General features: G+C 71.4%; 16 protein-coding genes. 5 read left to right on the top strand and 11 right to left on the bottom strand.

What is annotated here, in order from left to right:
* Positions 1-34: 34 nt before the first annotated feature.
* Genes I2W78_RS26815 through I2W78_RS26805 form a run of 3 tightly spaced genes read left to right on the top strand, consistent with a single transcriptional unit; the run spans position 35 to position 2758 of the window.
* Positions 35-1090, top strand: coding sequence for a M4 family metallopeptidase (locus tag I2W78_RS26815; RefSeq protein ID WP_196462821.1), 1056 nt, complete (start codon positions 35-37; stop codon positions 1088-1090).
* 21 nt (positions 1091-1111) lie between these two features.
* Positions 1112-1378 (top strand): protealysin inhibitor emfourin, encoded by a 267-nt coding sequence (locus I2W78_RS26810; RefSeq protein WP_196462820.1) that lies wholly within the window; start codon positions 1112-1114, stop codon positions 1376-1378.
* Positions 1379-1435: 57 nt separating this feature from the next.
* Entirely contained in the window at positions 1436-2758 is a 1323-nt protein-coding gene (locus I2W78_RS26805) for a GH1 family beta-glucosidase (protein ID WP_196462819.1), read from the top strand.
* A 78-nt stretch (positions 2759-2836) separates the two neighbouring features.
* Here the strand turns inward: I2W78_RS26805 and era are convergent, their stop codons facing one another.
* From era to I2W78_RS26750, 11 genes are all read right to left on the bottom strand, one after another.
* Entirely contained in the window at positions 2837-3790 is a 954-nt protein-coding gene (era, locus tag I2W78_RS26800) for a GTPase Era (protein ID WP_196462818.1), read from the bottom strand.
* 86 nt (positions 3791-3876) lie between these two features.
* Entirely contained in the window at positions 3877-4353 is a 477-nt protein-coding gene (locus tag I2W78_RS26795; protein WP_196462817.1) for a hypothetical protein, read from the bottom strand.
* A gap of 264 nt (positions 4354-4617) precedes the next feature.
* Positions 4618-4971 (bottom strand): cytidine deaminase, encoded by a 354-nt coding sequence (locus tag I2W78_RS26790; protein ID WP_196462816.1) that lies wholly within the window; start codon positions 4969-4971, stop codon positions 4618-4620.
* A 31-nt stretch (positions 4972-5002) separates the two neighbouring features.
* The gene (locus tag I2W78_RS26785; protein WP_196462815.1) at positions 5003-5362 is read right to left on the bottom strand and encodes an MmcQ/YjbR family DNA-binding protein; all 360 of its coding nucleotides are present in this window, start codon (positions 5360-5362) and stop codon (positions 5003-5005) included.
* Entirely contained in the window at positions 5359-6666 is a 1308-nt protein-coding gene (locus I2W78_RS26780) for a hemolysin family protein (RefSeq protein ID WP_196462814.1), read from the bottom strand. Before I2W78_RS26780 ends, I2W78_RS26785 begins: the two co-directional genes overlap by 4 nt.
* On the bottom strand, positions 6663-7160 hold the full coding sequence (gene ybeY, locus I2W78_RS26775) for an rRNA maturation RNase YbeY (protein WP_196462813.1): 498 nt from the start codon (positions 7158-7160) through the stop codon (positions 6663-6665). The genes I2W78_RS26780 and ybeY overlap by 4 nt, the downstream gene beginning before the upstream one ends.
* Before the next feature lie 12 nt (positions 7161-7172).
* Positions 7173-8246, bottom strand: a complete 1074-nt coding sequence (locus I2W78_RS26770) for a PhoH family protein (RefSeq protein WP_196462812.1) — start codon at positions 8244-8246, stop codon at positions 7173-7175.
* 170 nt (positions 8247-8416) lie between these two features.
* Positions 8417-9568 (bottom strand): carbohydrate kinase family protein, encoded by a 1152-nt coding sequence (locus I2W78_RS26765; RefSeq protein ID WP_374222703.1) that lies wholly within the window; start codon positions 9566-9568, stop codon positions 8417-8419.
* Positions 9569-9725: 157 nt separating this feature from the next.
* Positions 9726-11129, bottom strand: a complete 1404-nt coding sequence (locus tag I2W78_RS26760) for an MFS transporter (protein WP_196464732.1) — start codon at positions 11127-11129, stop codon at positions 9726-9728.
* 82 nt (positions 11130-11211) lie between these two features.
* Positions 11212-12501 carry a glucarate dehydratase family protein gene (locus tag I2W78_RS26755; RefSeq protein ID WP_196462811.1) on the bottom strand — a complete coding sequence of 430 codons (1290 nt, stop codon included), beginning with the start codon at positions 12499-12501 and terminating at the stop codon, positions 11212-11214.
* Entirely contained in the window at positions 12498-13442 is a 945-nt protein-coding gene (locus I2W78_RS26750) for a 5-dehydro-4-deoxyglucarate dehydratase (RefSeq protein WP_196464731.1), read from the bottom strand. The genes I2W78_RS26755 and I2W78_RS26750 overlap by 4 nt, the downstream gene beginning before the upstream one ends.
* A gap of 123 nt (positions 13443-13565) precedes the next feature.
* On the opposite strand from I2W78_RS26750, the gene I2W78_RS26745 reads away from it, so the two are divergent.
* Both I2W78_RS26745 and I2W78_RS26740 read left to right on the top strand, forming a co-directional pair.
* The gene (locus I2W78_RS26745) at positions 13566-14348 is read left to right on the top strand and encodes an IclR family transcriptional regulator (protein WP_196462810.1); all 783 of its coding nucleotides are present in this window, start codon (positions 13566-13568) and stop codon (positions 14346-14348) included.
* Positions 14349-14546: 198 nt separating this feature from the next.
* Entirely contained in the window at positions 14547-15731 is a 1185-nt protein-coding gene (locus I2W78_RS26740) for an MFS transporter (RefSeq protein ID WP_196462809.1), read from the top strand.
* Positions 15732-15734 lie beyond the last annotated feature (3 nt).

Genomic DNA, 15734 nt, shown 5'->3' with positions numbered 1-15734 from the left:
TGACACTGACCTAACTCGGTGCAATGGTGCGGTCATGACCGCGACCTTCTGCACGATCGTCCCGCCCCACGTCCTCGACAAGCTCGCCCAGTCCGAGGACCCAGCCCTCTCCGGTCCCGCCCGCCAGACCCTCCAGCGTGACGCCTACGAACGCACCCACCGCCGCCTCACCACGGTCCTCGGCGCCCCCACCATCACCCCGCCCGCCGAAGCCGCCGGAGGCACACCGCACCGCACGATCCACGACGCCCAGCACAGGACCAGCCTGCCCGGCAAGAAGGTCCGCGGCGAGGGCGACGAACCCGGCAAGGACGCCACGGTCAACCGCGCCTACGCGGGCCTCGGCGCCACCTTCGACCTGTTCCTCAAGGCCTACGGCCGCGACTCGATCGACGGAGGCGGCCTCCCGCTCGTCGCGACCGTGCACTACGACGAGCGGTACAACAACGCCTTCTGGAACGGCGAGCAGATGGTCTTCGGCGACGGGGACGGCGAGATCTTCCTCGACTTCACCATCCCCATCGACGTCATCGGCCACGAGCTCGCCCACGGCGTCACCCAGTACACCGCGAACCTGACCTACTTCGGCCAGCCCGGCGCCCTCAACGAACACGTCTCCGACGTGTTCGGCGCGCTGATCAAGCAGTACACGCTGGGCCAGACCGCCGCCGAGGCCGACTGGCTGATCGGCGCCGGTCTGCTCGCCCCGCGCGTGAGCGGAGTGGCCCTGCGGTCCATGAAGGCCCCCGGCACGGCGTACGACGACGATGTGCTCGGCAAGGACCCGCAGCCCGCCACGATGGACGAGTACGTGCGCACCGGCCGCGACAACGGGGGCGTCCACATCAACTCGGGCATCCCCAACAACGCCTTCTACCTCGCCGCCACCGCCCTCGGCGGGCACGCCTGGGAGCGCGCCGGGCAGATCTGGTACGACGTGCTGACCGGCGGCGAGCTGAAGGAGGACGCCATGTTCGCCGAGTTCGCCACGCTGACCGTCTCCGCCGCGAAGGCACGGTTCGGAGACGGCAGCGACGAGCTGCGGGCGGTGGCGAAGGCCTGGGAGCAGGTGGGGGTGCGGACGCTGTAGCGGCCCTGTAGACAGGAACCCATGCGTATTCAGGTGCGGCGCACGGGCGGATTCGCGGGCATCGAGCGGCACGCCGAGGTGGACACCTCGGGGCGGCCCGACGCGCACGAGTGGCACGCCCTGGCCGAGAAGGCGCTCGCGGCGGGCCGGGGCACGCCACCCGTCGGGGTTCCGGACGGCTTCGGCTACCGGATCACCGTCGACGGCAGAACGGTGTACTGCGCCGACCCCCGGCTGACGGAGGAACAGCGCAGGCTGATCTCCAGGGTGCTGAAGGAGGGAGCGTAACTCCCGGTTCACGCCAGGGCGTTGACTTCCGTTACCGGCGGTACCGATGATCCGCGCATGGCGACTGAAGCGAGCACGGCGACGAACCCCCTGCCCCAGTTCCCGGCCGGCTTCCTGTGGGGCGTCTCGACGTCCGCGCACCAGATCGAGGGCGCGGCGGACGAGCGCGAAACGTCCGTGTGGGACGCCTTCACGGCCGAGCCGGGACGGGTGAAGGACGGCTCCACCGCGACGGTGGCCTGCGACCACTACCACCGCTACCGCGAGGACGTGGCGCTCCTGGCCGACCTGGGAGTGGACGCGTACCGCTTCTCGATCTCCTGGCCGCGTGTGCGCTCGCCCAAGGGGCTCGACTTCTACGACCGTCTGGTGGACGAGCTGTGCGCGGCGGGCGTGCGGCCGGTCCCGACGCTCTTCCACTGGGACCTGCCGGTGGGCCTCGACTGGCTGGAGCGGGACACGGCGTCACGGTTCGCGGAGTACGTGGCGGTGGTCGCGGAGCGGCTCGGCGACCGCGTCGGCAAGTGGATCACCCTCAACGAGCCCGCCGAACACACCCTCCTCGGCCACGCGCTCGGCGTGCACGCGCCGGGCCGGCAGCTGCTGTTCGACGCGCTGCCCGTCGCCCACCATCAGCTGCTGGCGCACGGACTGGCGGTACGGGCCCTGCGCGCGGCCGGCGCGACGGACATCGGGATCGCCAACTCGCACGGGCCGACCTGGCCGGCGTCGCGGGACAGCGCCGATGTGGAGGCGGCGGACTTCTACGACGTCCTGCTGAACCGGCTGTTCGCGGACCCACTGCTGCTGGGTGAGTACCCCTCGGGGATCGGCGAGTTGATGCCGGGGGATGTGGCGTCCGACCTGAAGGTGATCGCCGAGCCGGTCGACTGGTACGGGATCAACTACTACGCGCCGACGCGGGTGGGGGCGCCGGAGGGCACGGAGATCGACTTCGGCGGGGTCCGGATGCCGGCCGAACTGCCCTTCTCGGTGCGGGAGATCGAGGGCGTGCCGGTGACCGACTTCGGCTGGCCGGTGGTGCCGGAGGGGCTGACCGAGCTGCTGACCGGCTTCCGGGACCGGTACGGCGAACGGCTGCCGCCGGTGGTGATCACCGAGAACGGGTGCTCGTACGAAGGGCTCGACGACCAGGAGCGCATCGCCTACCTGGACGGCCATGTGCGCGCGCTGCACGCGGCGTTGGTGGCGGGGGTGGACGTGCGCGGGTACTTCGTGTGGTCGTTGCTGGACAACTTCGAGTGGGCCGAGGGGTACGCGCGGCGGTTCGGGCTGGTGCATGTGGACTACGAGACGCTCCAGCGGACGCCGAAGGCCTCGTACCGCTGGTTCCGGGACGTGCTGCGGGCGCAGAGCTGAAGGTCGCCGCGACCTCGGGGGTGCCGGACCGGGTGCCGCGACTGCGACGCGGTGCGGCGGCCGGGGCGAACCCAGTCGTCAGAAGCCGAGCTTGCGCAGTTGCTTCGGGTCCCGCTGCCAGTCCTTCGCCACCTTCACGTGCAGGTCCAGGAAGACCGGAGTGCCGAGCAGCGCCTCGATCTGGCGGCGGGACTTGATGCCGACCTCCTTCAGGCGCTTGCCCTTGGGGCCGATGATGATGCCCTTCTGGCTGGGGCGTTCGATGTAGACGTTGGCGTGGATGTCGAGGAGCGGCTTGTCGGCGGGGCGGTCCTCGCGCGGGAGCATCTCCTCGACGACGACGGCGATGGAGTGCGGCAACTCGTCGCGTACGCCCTCCAGCGCGGCCTCCCGGATCAGCTCCGCGATCATGACCTGCTCGGGCTCGTCCGTCAGGTCACCCTCGGGGTAGAGGGCCGGGCCCTGCGGGAGCAGCGGGACGAGGAGGTCCGCCAGCAGGCTCACCTGCTTGTCCCCCACCGCCGACACCGGCACGATCTCCGCCCACTCGATGCCCAGCTCCTTGCCGAGCTGGTCGATCGCGATCAGCTGCTCGGCGAGCGTCTTGCTGTCGACCAGGTCGGTCTTGGTGACGATCGCGACCTTCGGCGTCTTCCGGATCCCGGCGAGTTCCTTGGCGATGAACCGGTCACCGGGGCCGATCTTCTCGTTCGCCGGCAGACAGAAGCCGATCACGTCGACCTCGGCCCAGGTCGTGCGCACCACGTCGTTCAGCCGCTCGCCGAGCAGCGTGCGCGGCTTGTGCAGGCCGGGGGTGTCCACCAGGATCAGCTGGGCGTCGGGCCGGTGCACGATGCCCCGGACCGTGTGCCGGGTGGTCTGCGGCTGGTTCGCGGTGATCGCGACCTTCTGCCCGACCAGTGCGTTCGTAAGGGTGGACTTGCCCGCGTTGGGGCGGCCCACGAAGCAGGCGAAGCCGGCCCGGTGCGCGCTTTCGGCCGACTGCTCGGATGACGGGGTACGAACGCTCATGGCGCCCATTCTCCCTGATCGCCGAAGCCCCGCCGTACAGTGCGGCCCCGCGCCCTCCCGGGCCGGGGCCGCGACCGTCCGAGAACTCAGTCGAACACGAACGGGCCCGGTGACTGCGGCCCGGTCGCCGTGCAGGTGATGGTGATGCCGAAGACGGTCATCCGCAGCGAGCCGCCGAAGGCCTCCAGGCTGTCGCCGGAGGCCACGGTGCCGCTGAGCGGGCCGACGGTGACGGGATCGCCGGCGGCCATCGCCGGGTTCTCGGTGCCGCTGAAGACGGTGGTGCCGCCGCTCCCCTTCACCAGGGTGAGCGTGGACGCGATCGAGTCGGCCCCGAGACCGATGGGGGCGGTGATCTCGGAGGAGGTGAGGGTCATGGTGGCCGCCGTGCCGTTCTGGGTGGCGGTGAGGGTGGCCTGGCCGCCGCCGAAGCTGCCGCAGTCGGCGGTGAGGGTCGCCGACTCCGGTGTGACGGCCACGGCCGCGGGCGCGAGGAGGACGCCGGTGACCGCGAGGGCCCCGACGGTCAGTGCCGCACCGGTCGCAATGCGCTTGCCTCTCATGGGGATGGGGCTCCCTTCCCGTGTGGGGAATGCCATGTGGGGGATGGACGGGAGACCGAGGGACCGCCCGGTCCGGCAGCGGGGTGCGGGCGTGCTGCGCGGGCTTGTTATCTGACGGTCCGTCGGAACTTACGGTCCTATTGATGCGCGAGTGGCAGACGACGGCAAGGGGTATTTCCGGCCTTCAACGACCGGCTCGCTTCGGCCGAAGCGGGGTCTGGGGGCCGAAGCGGGGGCCTGGGGGCGGCAGCCCCCAGCACTACCTCAGCCCGCGGAAACGGTCAGCCGCACAACCCCGTCGGTCCCGGCCACCAGCACCGGCGTCTCCGGCCCCCCAAGGTCCCGTACGGCCGCCCGGTCCTCCGCGGACGCGGAGTCCGCCTCCGTGACGACCGCCGCCGCCTCCAGCGACTTCGCCCCCGACGCCACCGCCATGGCCACCGCCGTCCGCAGCGCGCTGAGCTTCAGCGAGTCCAGGTCGACGGTCCCGGCGACATACGTACGCCCCGTCTCGTCCCGTACGGCAGCCCCCTCGGGGACACCGTTGCGGGCCCGGGCCGAGCGGGCCAGGGTGACGATCTTGCGGTCCTCGGGGTCAAGCGCGTTGGTGTCGGTCATGCCCCGAGCATACGTAGCCCGGCGGCCCGCTTCAGGGGCGGTCCAGGCGGAGCCGTTCGGCGCGCGGCAGGCCGGCCACCACCAGGTCGTAGGAGTCCTCGATCAGCTCCCGGACCAGGCGGTCGGGGAGCGAGCCGTCCACTGTGACGGTGTTCCAGTGCCGCTTGTTCATGTGCCAGCCGGGGACGATCAGGCCGGAGTGGTCGGCGCGCAGACGGACCGCGTCCTCCGGGTCGCACTTGAGGTTCACCGTGAGCGGGCGGGCGTCCATGATGGACAGGGCGAACATCTTGCCCAGCACCTTGAACACCGACGCCTCCGGGCCGAACGGGAAGTCCTCCACGGCCGCGTTGAAGGACAGACAGAAGGCGCGCAGCTCCTGGGGCGTCACTCCGGCTTCGTCTCCTCCTGCGGCGGATCCATCGCGGCCACCGGCTCCACCAGCACGGTCACGATCTTGTTCCGGCGCCCGGCGGCGGCCTCGGCGGTCAGCCGCAGTTCGCGGCTGTCGGGCAGCTCGACCACGGACGACGCCCCGGCGATGGGCACCCGGCCCAGCGCCTTGGCCAGCAGCCCGCCGACCGTCTCCACGTCCTCGTCGTCGTACGCCTCCAGCCCGTACAGGTCGCCGAGGTCGCCGATGTCGAGGCGGGCGGTGACCCGGTAGCGGTCGTCACCGAGGGGCTCCACGGGCGGCAGCTCGCGGTCGTACTCGTCGGTGATCTCGCCGACGATCTCCTCGAGGATGTCCTCGATGGTGACGATCCCGGCGGTGCCGCCGTACTCGTCGATGACGACGGCGACGTGGTTGCGCTCCTTCTGCATCTCGCGCAGCAGGTCACCGGCGTTCTTGGTGTCCGGCACGAAGAAGGCGGGGCGCATGGCCGTGGACACCAGCTCCGTCTCGGCGTCCCGGCTGATGTGCGTCTTGCGGACCAGGTCCTTCAGATACACGATCCCGACGATGTCGTCCTCGCTCTCGCCGGTGACCGGAATCCGCGAGAAACCGGACCGGAGCGCGAGGGTCAGGGCCTGGCGGATGGTCTTGTAGCGCTCGATGGCGACGAGGTCGGTGCGCGGGACCATCACCTCCCGTACGAGGGTGTCGCCCAGCTCGAAGACGGAGTGCACCATGCGGCGCTCCTCGTCCTCGATGAGGGACTCCTTCTCGGCGAGGTCGACCAGCGCGCGCAGCTCCGCCTCGGAGGCGAAGGGGCCGCGCCGGAAGCCCTTGCCGGGGGTGAGGGCGTTGCCGATGAGGATCAGCAGGGACGGGATCGGGCCCATGATCCGGGCGAGCGGGACCAGGACGTACGCCGCCGCGGTGGCCGTGTTCATCGGGTGCTGGCGGCCGATGGTGCGCGGGGAGACTCCGACGGCGACGTACGAGACGAGGACCATGACCGCGATGGCGATCAGCAGGGCCTCGGTGGTGCTGTCGAACTCGTTCAGGCAGGCGTATGTGATCAGCGCGGCGGCGGCCATCTCGCAGGCGACGCGGACGAGCAGCGCCACGTTGAGGTAGCGGGTGGGGTCGGCGGCGACCTGGGCGAGCTTGGCGCTGCCGCGCCGGCCGGAGCGTACGGCCTCCTCGGCGCGGAAGCTGGAGACGCGGGCGAGGCCCGCCTCCGCGCAGGCGGCGAGCCAGGCGACGACGACCAGGGCGACGGCGCCGGTGACCAGCGGGATGCTCATGACACGGTGGGGGCCGGGGAGGGGCCGGTGAGGCCCTTCTCGGCACGCCAGCCGTCCACGATGGCGGCCTGGAGGCCGAACATCTCGGCCTTCTCGTCGGGTTCCTCGTGGTCGTACCCGAGCAGGTGCAGCACTCCGTGGACGGTGAGCAGCTGGAGCTCCTCGTCCATGGAGTGCTGCGTCGGGGCCTCGGCCCCCTGCTTGGCGGCGACCTCCGGGCACAGCACGATGTCGCCGAGCAGGCCGTGCGGCGGCTCGTCCTCGTCCTTCGCCGGCGGGCGCAGCTCGTCCATCGGGAACGACATCACGTCGGTCGGACCCGGCAGGTCCATCCACTGGATGTGCAGCTGCTCCATGGCGTCGGCGTCCACCACGATCACCGAGAGCTCGGAGAGCGGGTGGATGCGCATCCGTGCGAGCGCGTAGCGGGCGATGTCGAGGATCGCCTGCTCGTCGACCTCGGTTCCGGACTCGTTGTTGACGTCGATCGACATGGTCGTGCTGGTCTACTTCCCCTTGGAGCCCTTGGCGCCGGTCTTGCCACGGCCCTTGTGCGTGCCGTTCTCCGTGCCGTGCTTGTCGTCGTACTTCTCGTACGCGTCGACAATACGGCCCACCAACTTGTGCCGGACGACATCGTGGGACGACAGCAGGGAGAAGTGGACGTCCTCGACGCCCTCCAGGATCTCCCGCACCTGCCGCAGTCCGGACTTGGTGCCGTTCGGCAGGTCGACCTGGGTCACATCACCCGTGATCACGATCTTCGAGTCGAAGCCGAGGCGGGTGAGGAACATCTTCATCTGCTCGGGGCTCGTGTTCTGGGCCTCGTCCAGGATGATGAAGGCGTCATTGAGAGTCCGACCACGCATATACGCGAGCGGCGCGACCTCGATCGTCCCGGCCGCCATCAACCGCGGAATCGAGTCCGGGTCGATCATGTCGTGCAGCGCGTCGTAGAGCGGGCGCAGGTAGGGGTCGATCTTCTCGTAGAGCGTGCCCGGCAGGAAGCCGAGGCGCTCGCCGGCCTCGACGGCCGGGCGGGTCAGGATGATGCGGTTGACCTGCTTGGACTGCAGGGCCTGCACCGCCTTGGCCATGGCCAGGTACGTCTTGCCGGTACCGGCGGGGCCGATGCCGAAGACGATCGTGTGCTTGTCGATCGCGTCGACGTACCGCTTCTGGTTGAGGGTCTTGGGGCGGATCGTGCGGCCGCGCGAGGACAGGATGTTCTGGGTGAGCACCTGCGCCGGGGTCTCCTCCGGGCCCTCGCCGTTCTCAGTCGCCCGGAGCATGGCGATCGAGCGTTCCACTGCGTCCTCCGTCATCGGCTGCCCGGTGCGGAGCACCAGCATCATCTCGTCGAACAGGCGCTGGACGAGGGCCACTTCCGCCGCGGGCCCGACCGCGCTGATCTCATTGCCCCGGACGTGGATGTCGGCCGCCGGGAAGGCCTTCTCGATCACGCGCAGAAGGGAGTCGCCGGACCCCAGGACGGTGACCATGGGGTGCTGGGCGGGGACGGTGAACTGTGCTCTCGCCTGCCCCTGCGCGGGGGTGTGAGCTGTGGGTGTCTGAGTCATGGGCCGGCGCTTAAGGCCTGCACGTCCTCCTCGATACGACTCGCCTGCCACAAGGGCGGCCTGGCGATTTCCAGAGTACGCCGGGGGACTGACATCGCCGTAGGCCTTTTCGATGCGCAGTACGGCACACGGGCCCCGGGGCAACGGGGGACAACGGGGGGACAACGGGGTCAGACGGACCGGCCGAAGCCGATCGTCGGGACCGCGCGGCGCAGCGGCCAGGGGCGGGACGTGGCGGGGATGAGGTCTTCCAGGAAGGCGTACCGGCGCAGGGCCGCCGGGTCCTGGTCGTCGAACGACTGGACCCTGCGCCACCAGGCCCCGATCTCGGACCAGCCGGGGGCCGAGAGGGAGCCGCCGAACTCCTGGACGGACAGGGCGGCCGTGAGGCCGGCGAAGGCCAGGCGGTCGGCGAGGGGCCAGCCGGCCAGGGTGCCGGTGACGAAGCCTGCGACGAAGACGTCTCCCGCGCCGGTGGGGTCCAGGGCCTCGACGGCGATCGCCGGGACCTCGGCGCTCTCGCCGGTGCGGCGGTCCACGGCGTACGCGCCGTCCGCACCCAGGGTGACCACGGCGAGCGGTACGTGTTCGGCGAGGGCGTGCGCGGCGGCGCGGGGGCAGGTGGCGCCGGTGTAGCGCATCGCCTCCTCGGCGTTGGGCAGGAACGCCTCGCAGTGTTCGAGGTCGGCGAGGCCGGCCAGGTCCCAGGCCCCGGTGTCGTCCCAGCCGACGTCGGCGAAGATGCGGGTGCCCTTGCTCGCGGCCTGCGCGATCCAGGGGGCGCGCTCGCCGGGGACGAGCGAGGCGACGGCGGCACGCGCGCGTGGGGGGCAGTCGGGGGCGGGCTCCTCGGGGGGCGGCTCGTGGCCGTGGGAGATCATGGTGCGCTCGCCCTCGTACGCCATCGAGACGGTGACCGGGGAGTGCCAGCCGGGCACCGTGCGCGACGGGGTGAGGTCGATGCCCTCGCCCTGCTCCAGGGCGTCCCAGCAGTAGTCGCCGTAGTGGTCGTCGCCGAAGGCCGCCGCGAGGGACGTCTTCAGGCCGAGGCGGGACAGCGCGGTCGCCATGTTGGCGACGCCGCCGGGGCTCGACCCCATCCCGCGCGCCCAGGACTCGGTCCCGCGCACCGGGGCGGAGTCGAGCCCGGTGAAGACGATGTCGAGGAAGACGGTGCCGGTGAGATAGACGTCCCAGGGCGGCTCGCCCTGCCCGCGCAGGGCGGCCAGGGGGTCGACGTGGGCGTGGCAGTACCGACCCTGGCGGATGGTCGGCACCGCCGTCGCGGTGGGCTGCGGCCCCTCTCCGGTGGACGCGGTCACAGTGCGCTCCCTGACGTGGTACTGGTCTGGCCAGTGTGCACCACGTCACTGACAGCGGTTGTCCGGTCACGGGAGAAGGACCTCTACGAGGTCGCCGCAGATGGAGGCCCGCACGGTCACGAGGAGCCACGCCCCGTCACGCGCGCGGTCCGCCGCGTCACGCCGTCGCCGGACCCGGCCGCCCGGCGCCCGGCGGCCCCGAAGCGGACCGTGCCGCGCCCGGTGCCGACTTGGGGGTGGCCGTGGCGGCGGCTGCCCGTGCCGGTGCCTCCCCGCCCCGCACCCGGTCGTTCCGTCCGCCGCCGCGCACCAGCAGGACGCTCACCGCCGCCAGGAAGCCGACCACCGTCAGGCCGACCAGGCCGCCCTTGGTGGAGCCGGTCGCGTCCTCGATGAGGCCGAAGGCGGTCGGGGCGACGAAGCCGCCGAGGTTGCCGATGGAGTTGATCAGGGCGATGCCGGGGGCGGCGGCCCGGGCGTCCAGGTAGCTCTGGGGGATGGTCCAGAAGATCGGGGACGCGGGTTTGAAGCCCACCGCGGCCAGGCACAGCGCGCCCAGCCCCACCCACGGCGACACGAACACCGCCAGCAGCGTGCCGCAACCGCCCAGCACCAGCAGCGTCATCAGGATCGGCCGCCGCTTGCCGATCCGGTCGGAGATCCGCCCGCTGACGTACACGGCGACGATCGCGCACAGCCACGGCACCGACGTCAGCAGCCCCACCTGGAAGTCGCTCAGTCCGCCGATGTCGGCCACGATCGACGGCAGCCAGAAGGTCACCGCGTACAACGCCACGTTGATAGCGAAGTAGATCCACAGGAAGAGCAGCATCTGGGGATCGGCGAGCAGCCTCCAGCGGGAGATGTGCGCACCCCCGGTGGCCCGTGCCTCCTGCTCCGCGTCGATGACGGCGACGAGGCCGGACTTCTCCTCCTGCGTCAGCCAACTCGCCGTCTCGATGCCGGAGTCGAGGAACCGGTAGACGACGAAGCCCAGGACGACGGAGAAGATGCCCTCGATGAAGAACATCCACTGCCAGCCGGCGTGCCCCCAGATGCCGTGCATCTCCATCAGCGCGCCGGAGACCGGGCCGACGATGACCGTCGCCGTGCCGGACCCCATCAGAAAGATGGACGTGGCGCGGCCGCGGTGGGAGTCGGGCAGCCAGCGGGAGAAGTAGTAGATGACGGCCGGGAAGAAGCCCGCCTCCGCCACGCCGAGCAGAAAGCGCAGTGCGTAGAACATCTCCACGCTGTTGACGAACGCCATCGCGGTCGCCACGACACCCCAGCTGATCATGATCCGGGTGAGCCAGACCTTGGCGCCGTAGCGCTCCATCAGCATGTTGGAGGGGACTTCGAAGAGGGCGTAGGCGATGAAGAAGATCCCGGCGCCGAGGCCGAACGCGGCGGCCGACAGCCCGACGTCGGCGCGGAGTTCGTCCTGGGCGAAGCCGAGGTTGACGCGGTCCATGTAGTTCGCGACGAACATCACGAAGAAGAGCGGGACCACGCGGCGGAAGATCTTGCGGATGGCGGACTGGACGGCGGGCGGGTGCACTCCAGGGGCTTCGGGTACTGCTGCGGACACGAGCGGCTCCGATCGTGGGCAGGGGAAGGGGAGTTACCGGCGGTCGAGGGTGTTACCAGCGGGGCATCGCCGGAGTGACCCACTCCGGATCGGCGATCCGCATCGCGGCCGCGTCGTCGCGGTCGCGCAGTGTGCCGTCGTCGTCCAGCCAGCGCCGGTGCAGCAGGGCGAGCCGGTCGCGGTCGAGTTCGACGCCCAGGCCGGGGGCGTCCGGGACCCGCACGGACCCGTTCTCGAAGACCAGCCGCTCGGTGAGCACGTCCTCGGACTGCCAGGGGTAGTGGGAGTCGCAGGCGTGATGGAGGTCGGGGACGGTGGACGCCACGTGGGTCATGGCGGCCAGCGAGATCCCCAGGTGGGTGTTGGAGTGCATGGACACCCCGACGCCGAAGGTGCGGCAGACGGCGGCGAGTTGCTGGGTGTTGCGCAGTCCGCCCCAGTAGTGGTGGTCGGACAGGACCACCTGGACGGCGCCCCGCGTGAACGCCTCCTTGATCTCGGCGAACGTCGTCACGCACATGTTGGTGGCGAGCGGTACGCCGGTCCGCGCGGCGACCTCGGCCATGGCGGGCGTGCCGAGCGCCGGGTCCTCCAGGTACTCCAGGACGTCACGGAGTTCCTCGGCCACCTTGACCGACGTCTCCACGGACCAGGCACCGTTGGGGTCGAGCCGCAGCGGATGTCCGGGAAAGGCCTCCGCGAGCGCCCGTACGGCCGCGATCTCCTCGTCGGGCGGGAACACCCCGCCCTTGAGCTTGAAGGACGAGAACCCGTACCGCTCCTTGAACTTCCGCGCCTGCTCCACGACTCCGGCCGGGTCGAGGGCGGCACCCCAGTCGTCCTGCTCGGCGGCCACGCCTTCCGGATGCTCGGCCCACTTGTAGAAGAGATACGCGCTGTACTCGACCGCGTCCCGCACCTTGCCCCCGAGCAGCGCGTGCACGGGCAGCCCGAGCGCCTTGCCCAGCGCGTCCAGACAGGCCACCTCGAAGCCGGAGACGACGGACAGCCGCAGCTTGTCCGCGGTCTGCACGCCGCGCAACCCGCCGACGTCCACGGCCTCGGAGACCCGTGAGGCGTCCACGGCCACCTCGTCGGCGAGGACGAACAGCCCGTTGAGATCGCTGACTTGCCGTCCCTTCAGTTTCTCCGCGAAGGGCCGTGCCAGCTCCAGGTACTTGGCGTCCCCGTACGTCTCCCCGACGCCGGTCACGCCGTCCGCCGTCACCACCTCCACGATCAGCCGGGGCGTGTACGGCTGGTGGACGCCCTGCGTGTTCAGCAGCGGCGGGTCGGCGACCAGGATCGGGGTCAGGTGGACGCTCGCGATCGTGAGGTTCACAGGGCGGCTCCTACGAGGTCGAGTCCGGTGGCGAGCAGGGTCCTGAGGTCGGCGAGGTCGGCCGACGAGGGTTCGGTGAGCGGGGCGCGGACCGGGCCGACCGGCCGGCCACGCAGCCGGGCCGCCGCCTTGACCAGCGACACGGCGTATCCGGGCGTCCGGTCGCGCAGTTCGACGAACGGCACGTAGAAGTCCCGCAGCAGCTTCTCCACCACCCCCTCGTCGCCGTCGCGCAGGGCGGTGAAGAAGGCGTTCGCGATCTCGGGGGCGAAGGCGTGCACGGCGGAGGAGTAGGCGGGGACGCCGACGGCGGCGTAGGCGCGGGCCTGGATCTCGGCGGTGGCGGCCCCGTTGAAGAACAGGAAGTCCTCGGGGGAGGCGAGGGTGAGGCGCTGGAGCCGGTCGAGGTCGCTGTGCCCGTCCTTGAGGCCGATGACGCCGGGGATCCGCGCGATCCGGCGGAACGCCTCGGTGCCGTAGGCGACCTGGCCGCGCTGGTAGGCGATGAGCGGCAGCGGGGTGCGGGCGGCGAGCTGCTCCAGCTGGGCGACCAGGCCGTCCTGCGGTACGGCGACGAGATAGTGCGGCAGCACGAGCAGCGCGTCGGCGCCGGCGTCCTCGGCGATCCGGGCGAACCGTACGGCCTGCGCCCAGCCGTAGCCGACCCCGGCCACGACCGGCACGCGTCCCGCCGCCTCGTGCACAGTGGCCGTGACGACCTGCCGGTACTCGTCCTCGTCCAGCGAGAAGAACTCGCCGGTGCCGCAGGCGGGGAAGACCGCGCCGGGCCCGGTGGCGAGCTGCGCGGCGAGATACGCGCGGAAGCCGTCGAGGTCGAGGGAGCCGTCGTCGTGGAAGACGGTGAGCGGGAAGGACAGCACGCCGCCCGCCATCCCCTCCCGCAGCCGCGCCGCCACGCCGGTGTCGAGACCCACGCCCATCATCTCCCTATGTAGACGCCATCCACGTATGAAGACGGAGATTAGATAGGCGAACGGCGGCCGTCAATGGTTCGCGCACACCGCGACGCATCGCAGGGCGGCGCCCCTGCTTACGATCAGGACATGTCGGAGACAGGCGGCGTCCGCGAGGTGAAATCGGCGGCGCGTACGGTCGAGTTGCTGGAGCTGCTGGCCGCGCGCGGCGACCGTCCGGCGCGGCTTCAGGAGCTGGCGGACGAGCTCGGCGTGCCCCGCAGTTCGATGTACGCGCTGCTGCAGACCCTCGCCGCCCGCGGCTGGGTCCGTACCGACGTCACCGGCTCCCTGTACGGCATCGGCATCCGTGCCCTGCTCACCGGCACCAGCTACCTCGACTCCGACCCACGCGTCCGCGTCGTACGCCCCTACCTCGACGAGGCGTCGGAGGCGCTCGGCGAGACCATCCATATGGGTCGGCTGGACGGCCGGGACGTGGCGTATCTGGCGACCCGTGAGTCGCACGAGTACCTGCGGACCATCAGCCGGGTCGGGCGCAGGCTGCCCGCCCATGTGGGCGCCCTGGGCAAGGCGTTGCTCGCCGAACGCCCCGACACCGACCTGCCCGACGGCCCGTACGAGGCGCTCACCCCCCACACCCACACCACCCGTGCGTCCCTCGCCGCCGACCTCGCCGAGGTCCGGTCGCGCGGCTACTCGGTGGACCGCGAGGAGGGCGTGCTCGGCATCGTCGGCTTCGGCTTGGCGCTGCGCTACGACGACCCGGCCCAGGACGCGATCAGCTGCTCGGTGCCGGTGGCCCGGCTGACGCCGGGCCGGGAGGAGCGGATCGTCGCGGTGATGCGGGAGATCAGGGCGAAGATCGAGGCGACGGCGCCGGCGACCGGCGGGGCCGCGCACTGGCGTTAGCCGGCCGGAAGGCGAGTGGAAGGCGCTCATTTACCCGGCTTGGCCGACCCCAAACAGAAGGTGACCCAGATCACCCATCCCGGCCTCCCGTCGCCCTCCCCCCGCTTGATACAAATTGCCCGCGCGTTCCTGTCCGTCGACGGTCGTCGCCCAATCCCCCTTTTCTGTGCCGTCCTTTCGCATGCCCTGGGAACGCCCGTGTTCGCCCCCCGCACCATCCCCTGGCCCCTCGTCGCCCTTTTCACGGCCGGGTACCTCGCCCCGTACCTCCTCCCGACCGTCGTCGGCAGGCTGGACTCCGGACTTCCTGTCTCCGCCACCCAGGCGGGCGCCATCGGCAGTGCGCTGCTGCTGAGTTCGGCGGCGGCCGGGTTCCTGCTGGCGTCCCGCGTCGACCGGGTCGGCCCGCGCACCCTGGCCCGCGTCGGCCTCGCCCTCGCCGTGCTCGGTTACGGCGGCGCCACCCTCACCACCACCGTCCCCGCGGTCGTCGCCGGCGCGATGGTCGGCGGGTTCGGATCCGGTACGGCCACGGCGGTCGCCGCCACCGGGATCGCCGCACAGCGCGACCCGCACCGCGTCACCACGGTCGGCCTGCTCGGCGTCTCCGCCCTCGCCGGGGCGCTCTATCTGACGATCCCGCACCTCGGCCCCGGCCACGGCATCCCGCTGGCCGCGATCGCCCTCACCGCGCTCGCCGTCTGGCCGCTGACCGCCCGTCTCCCGGTCCGTACGGCCGCCCGCCACGTCCGCCGGGAGTCCAGCCCTCTCCCCCACCCCCGCGCAGGCCTGATCCTGGCCGCCACCCTGCTGTGCTGGTCCCTCGCCCAGAACTCGCTCTGGGGCGTCAGCGGCCGCATCGGCCTCACCCAGGCCCACTTGTCCGAGGCCACGGTCGGCGTGGTCTTCGCGGTGGCGCTCGGGGCGGGGCTGCTGGGGGTCGTCGGGGCGGGCGCGCTGGGCCCACGGCTCGGCCGGGCCCTACCCGTCGGGGCGGGCACGGTGCTCATCGCCGCGTGCATCGCGCTGAGCGCCTCCGCGACCGACCTGACGACCTTCGCGACCGGCGAGATCGCGTGGAATCTGCTCTACCCGATCGTCCTGTCGTACGTCATCGGCCTCGCCGCCTCCCTCGACCCGCGCGGCCGATGGGCGGTACTCGTCGGTTCCGCGTCCTCGCTGGGCACGGCGGCGGGCCCGCTGACCGGCAGCCTGCTGTCGGCGCGGGCCGGTTTCCCGGCGATGGGCGTGGTGCTGGCCGTCGGGCTGCTGGTGATCGCCGTGCCGATGACGGCGGTGGCACTCGGCGCGGGCAGACGCTCGCTTCCGATGGTGGAGATCCCGGTGGAGACACCTGCCTACGACAAGGCGACGGCCGCGTAAGCG

Origin of the sequence: Streptomyces spinoverrucosus (assembly GCF_015712165.1) — a bacterium.
In the GTDB taxonomy this organism is placed as follows: Bacteria; Actinomycetota; Actinomycetes; order Streptomycetales; family Streptomycetaceae; genus Streptomyces; species Streptomyces spinoverrucosus_A.
This window is presented reverse-complemented; position numbering and strand designations above follow the sequence as displayed.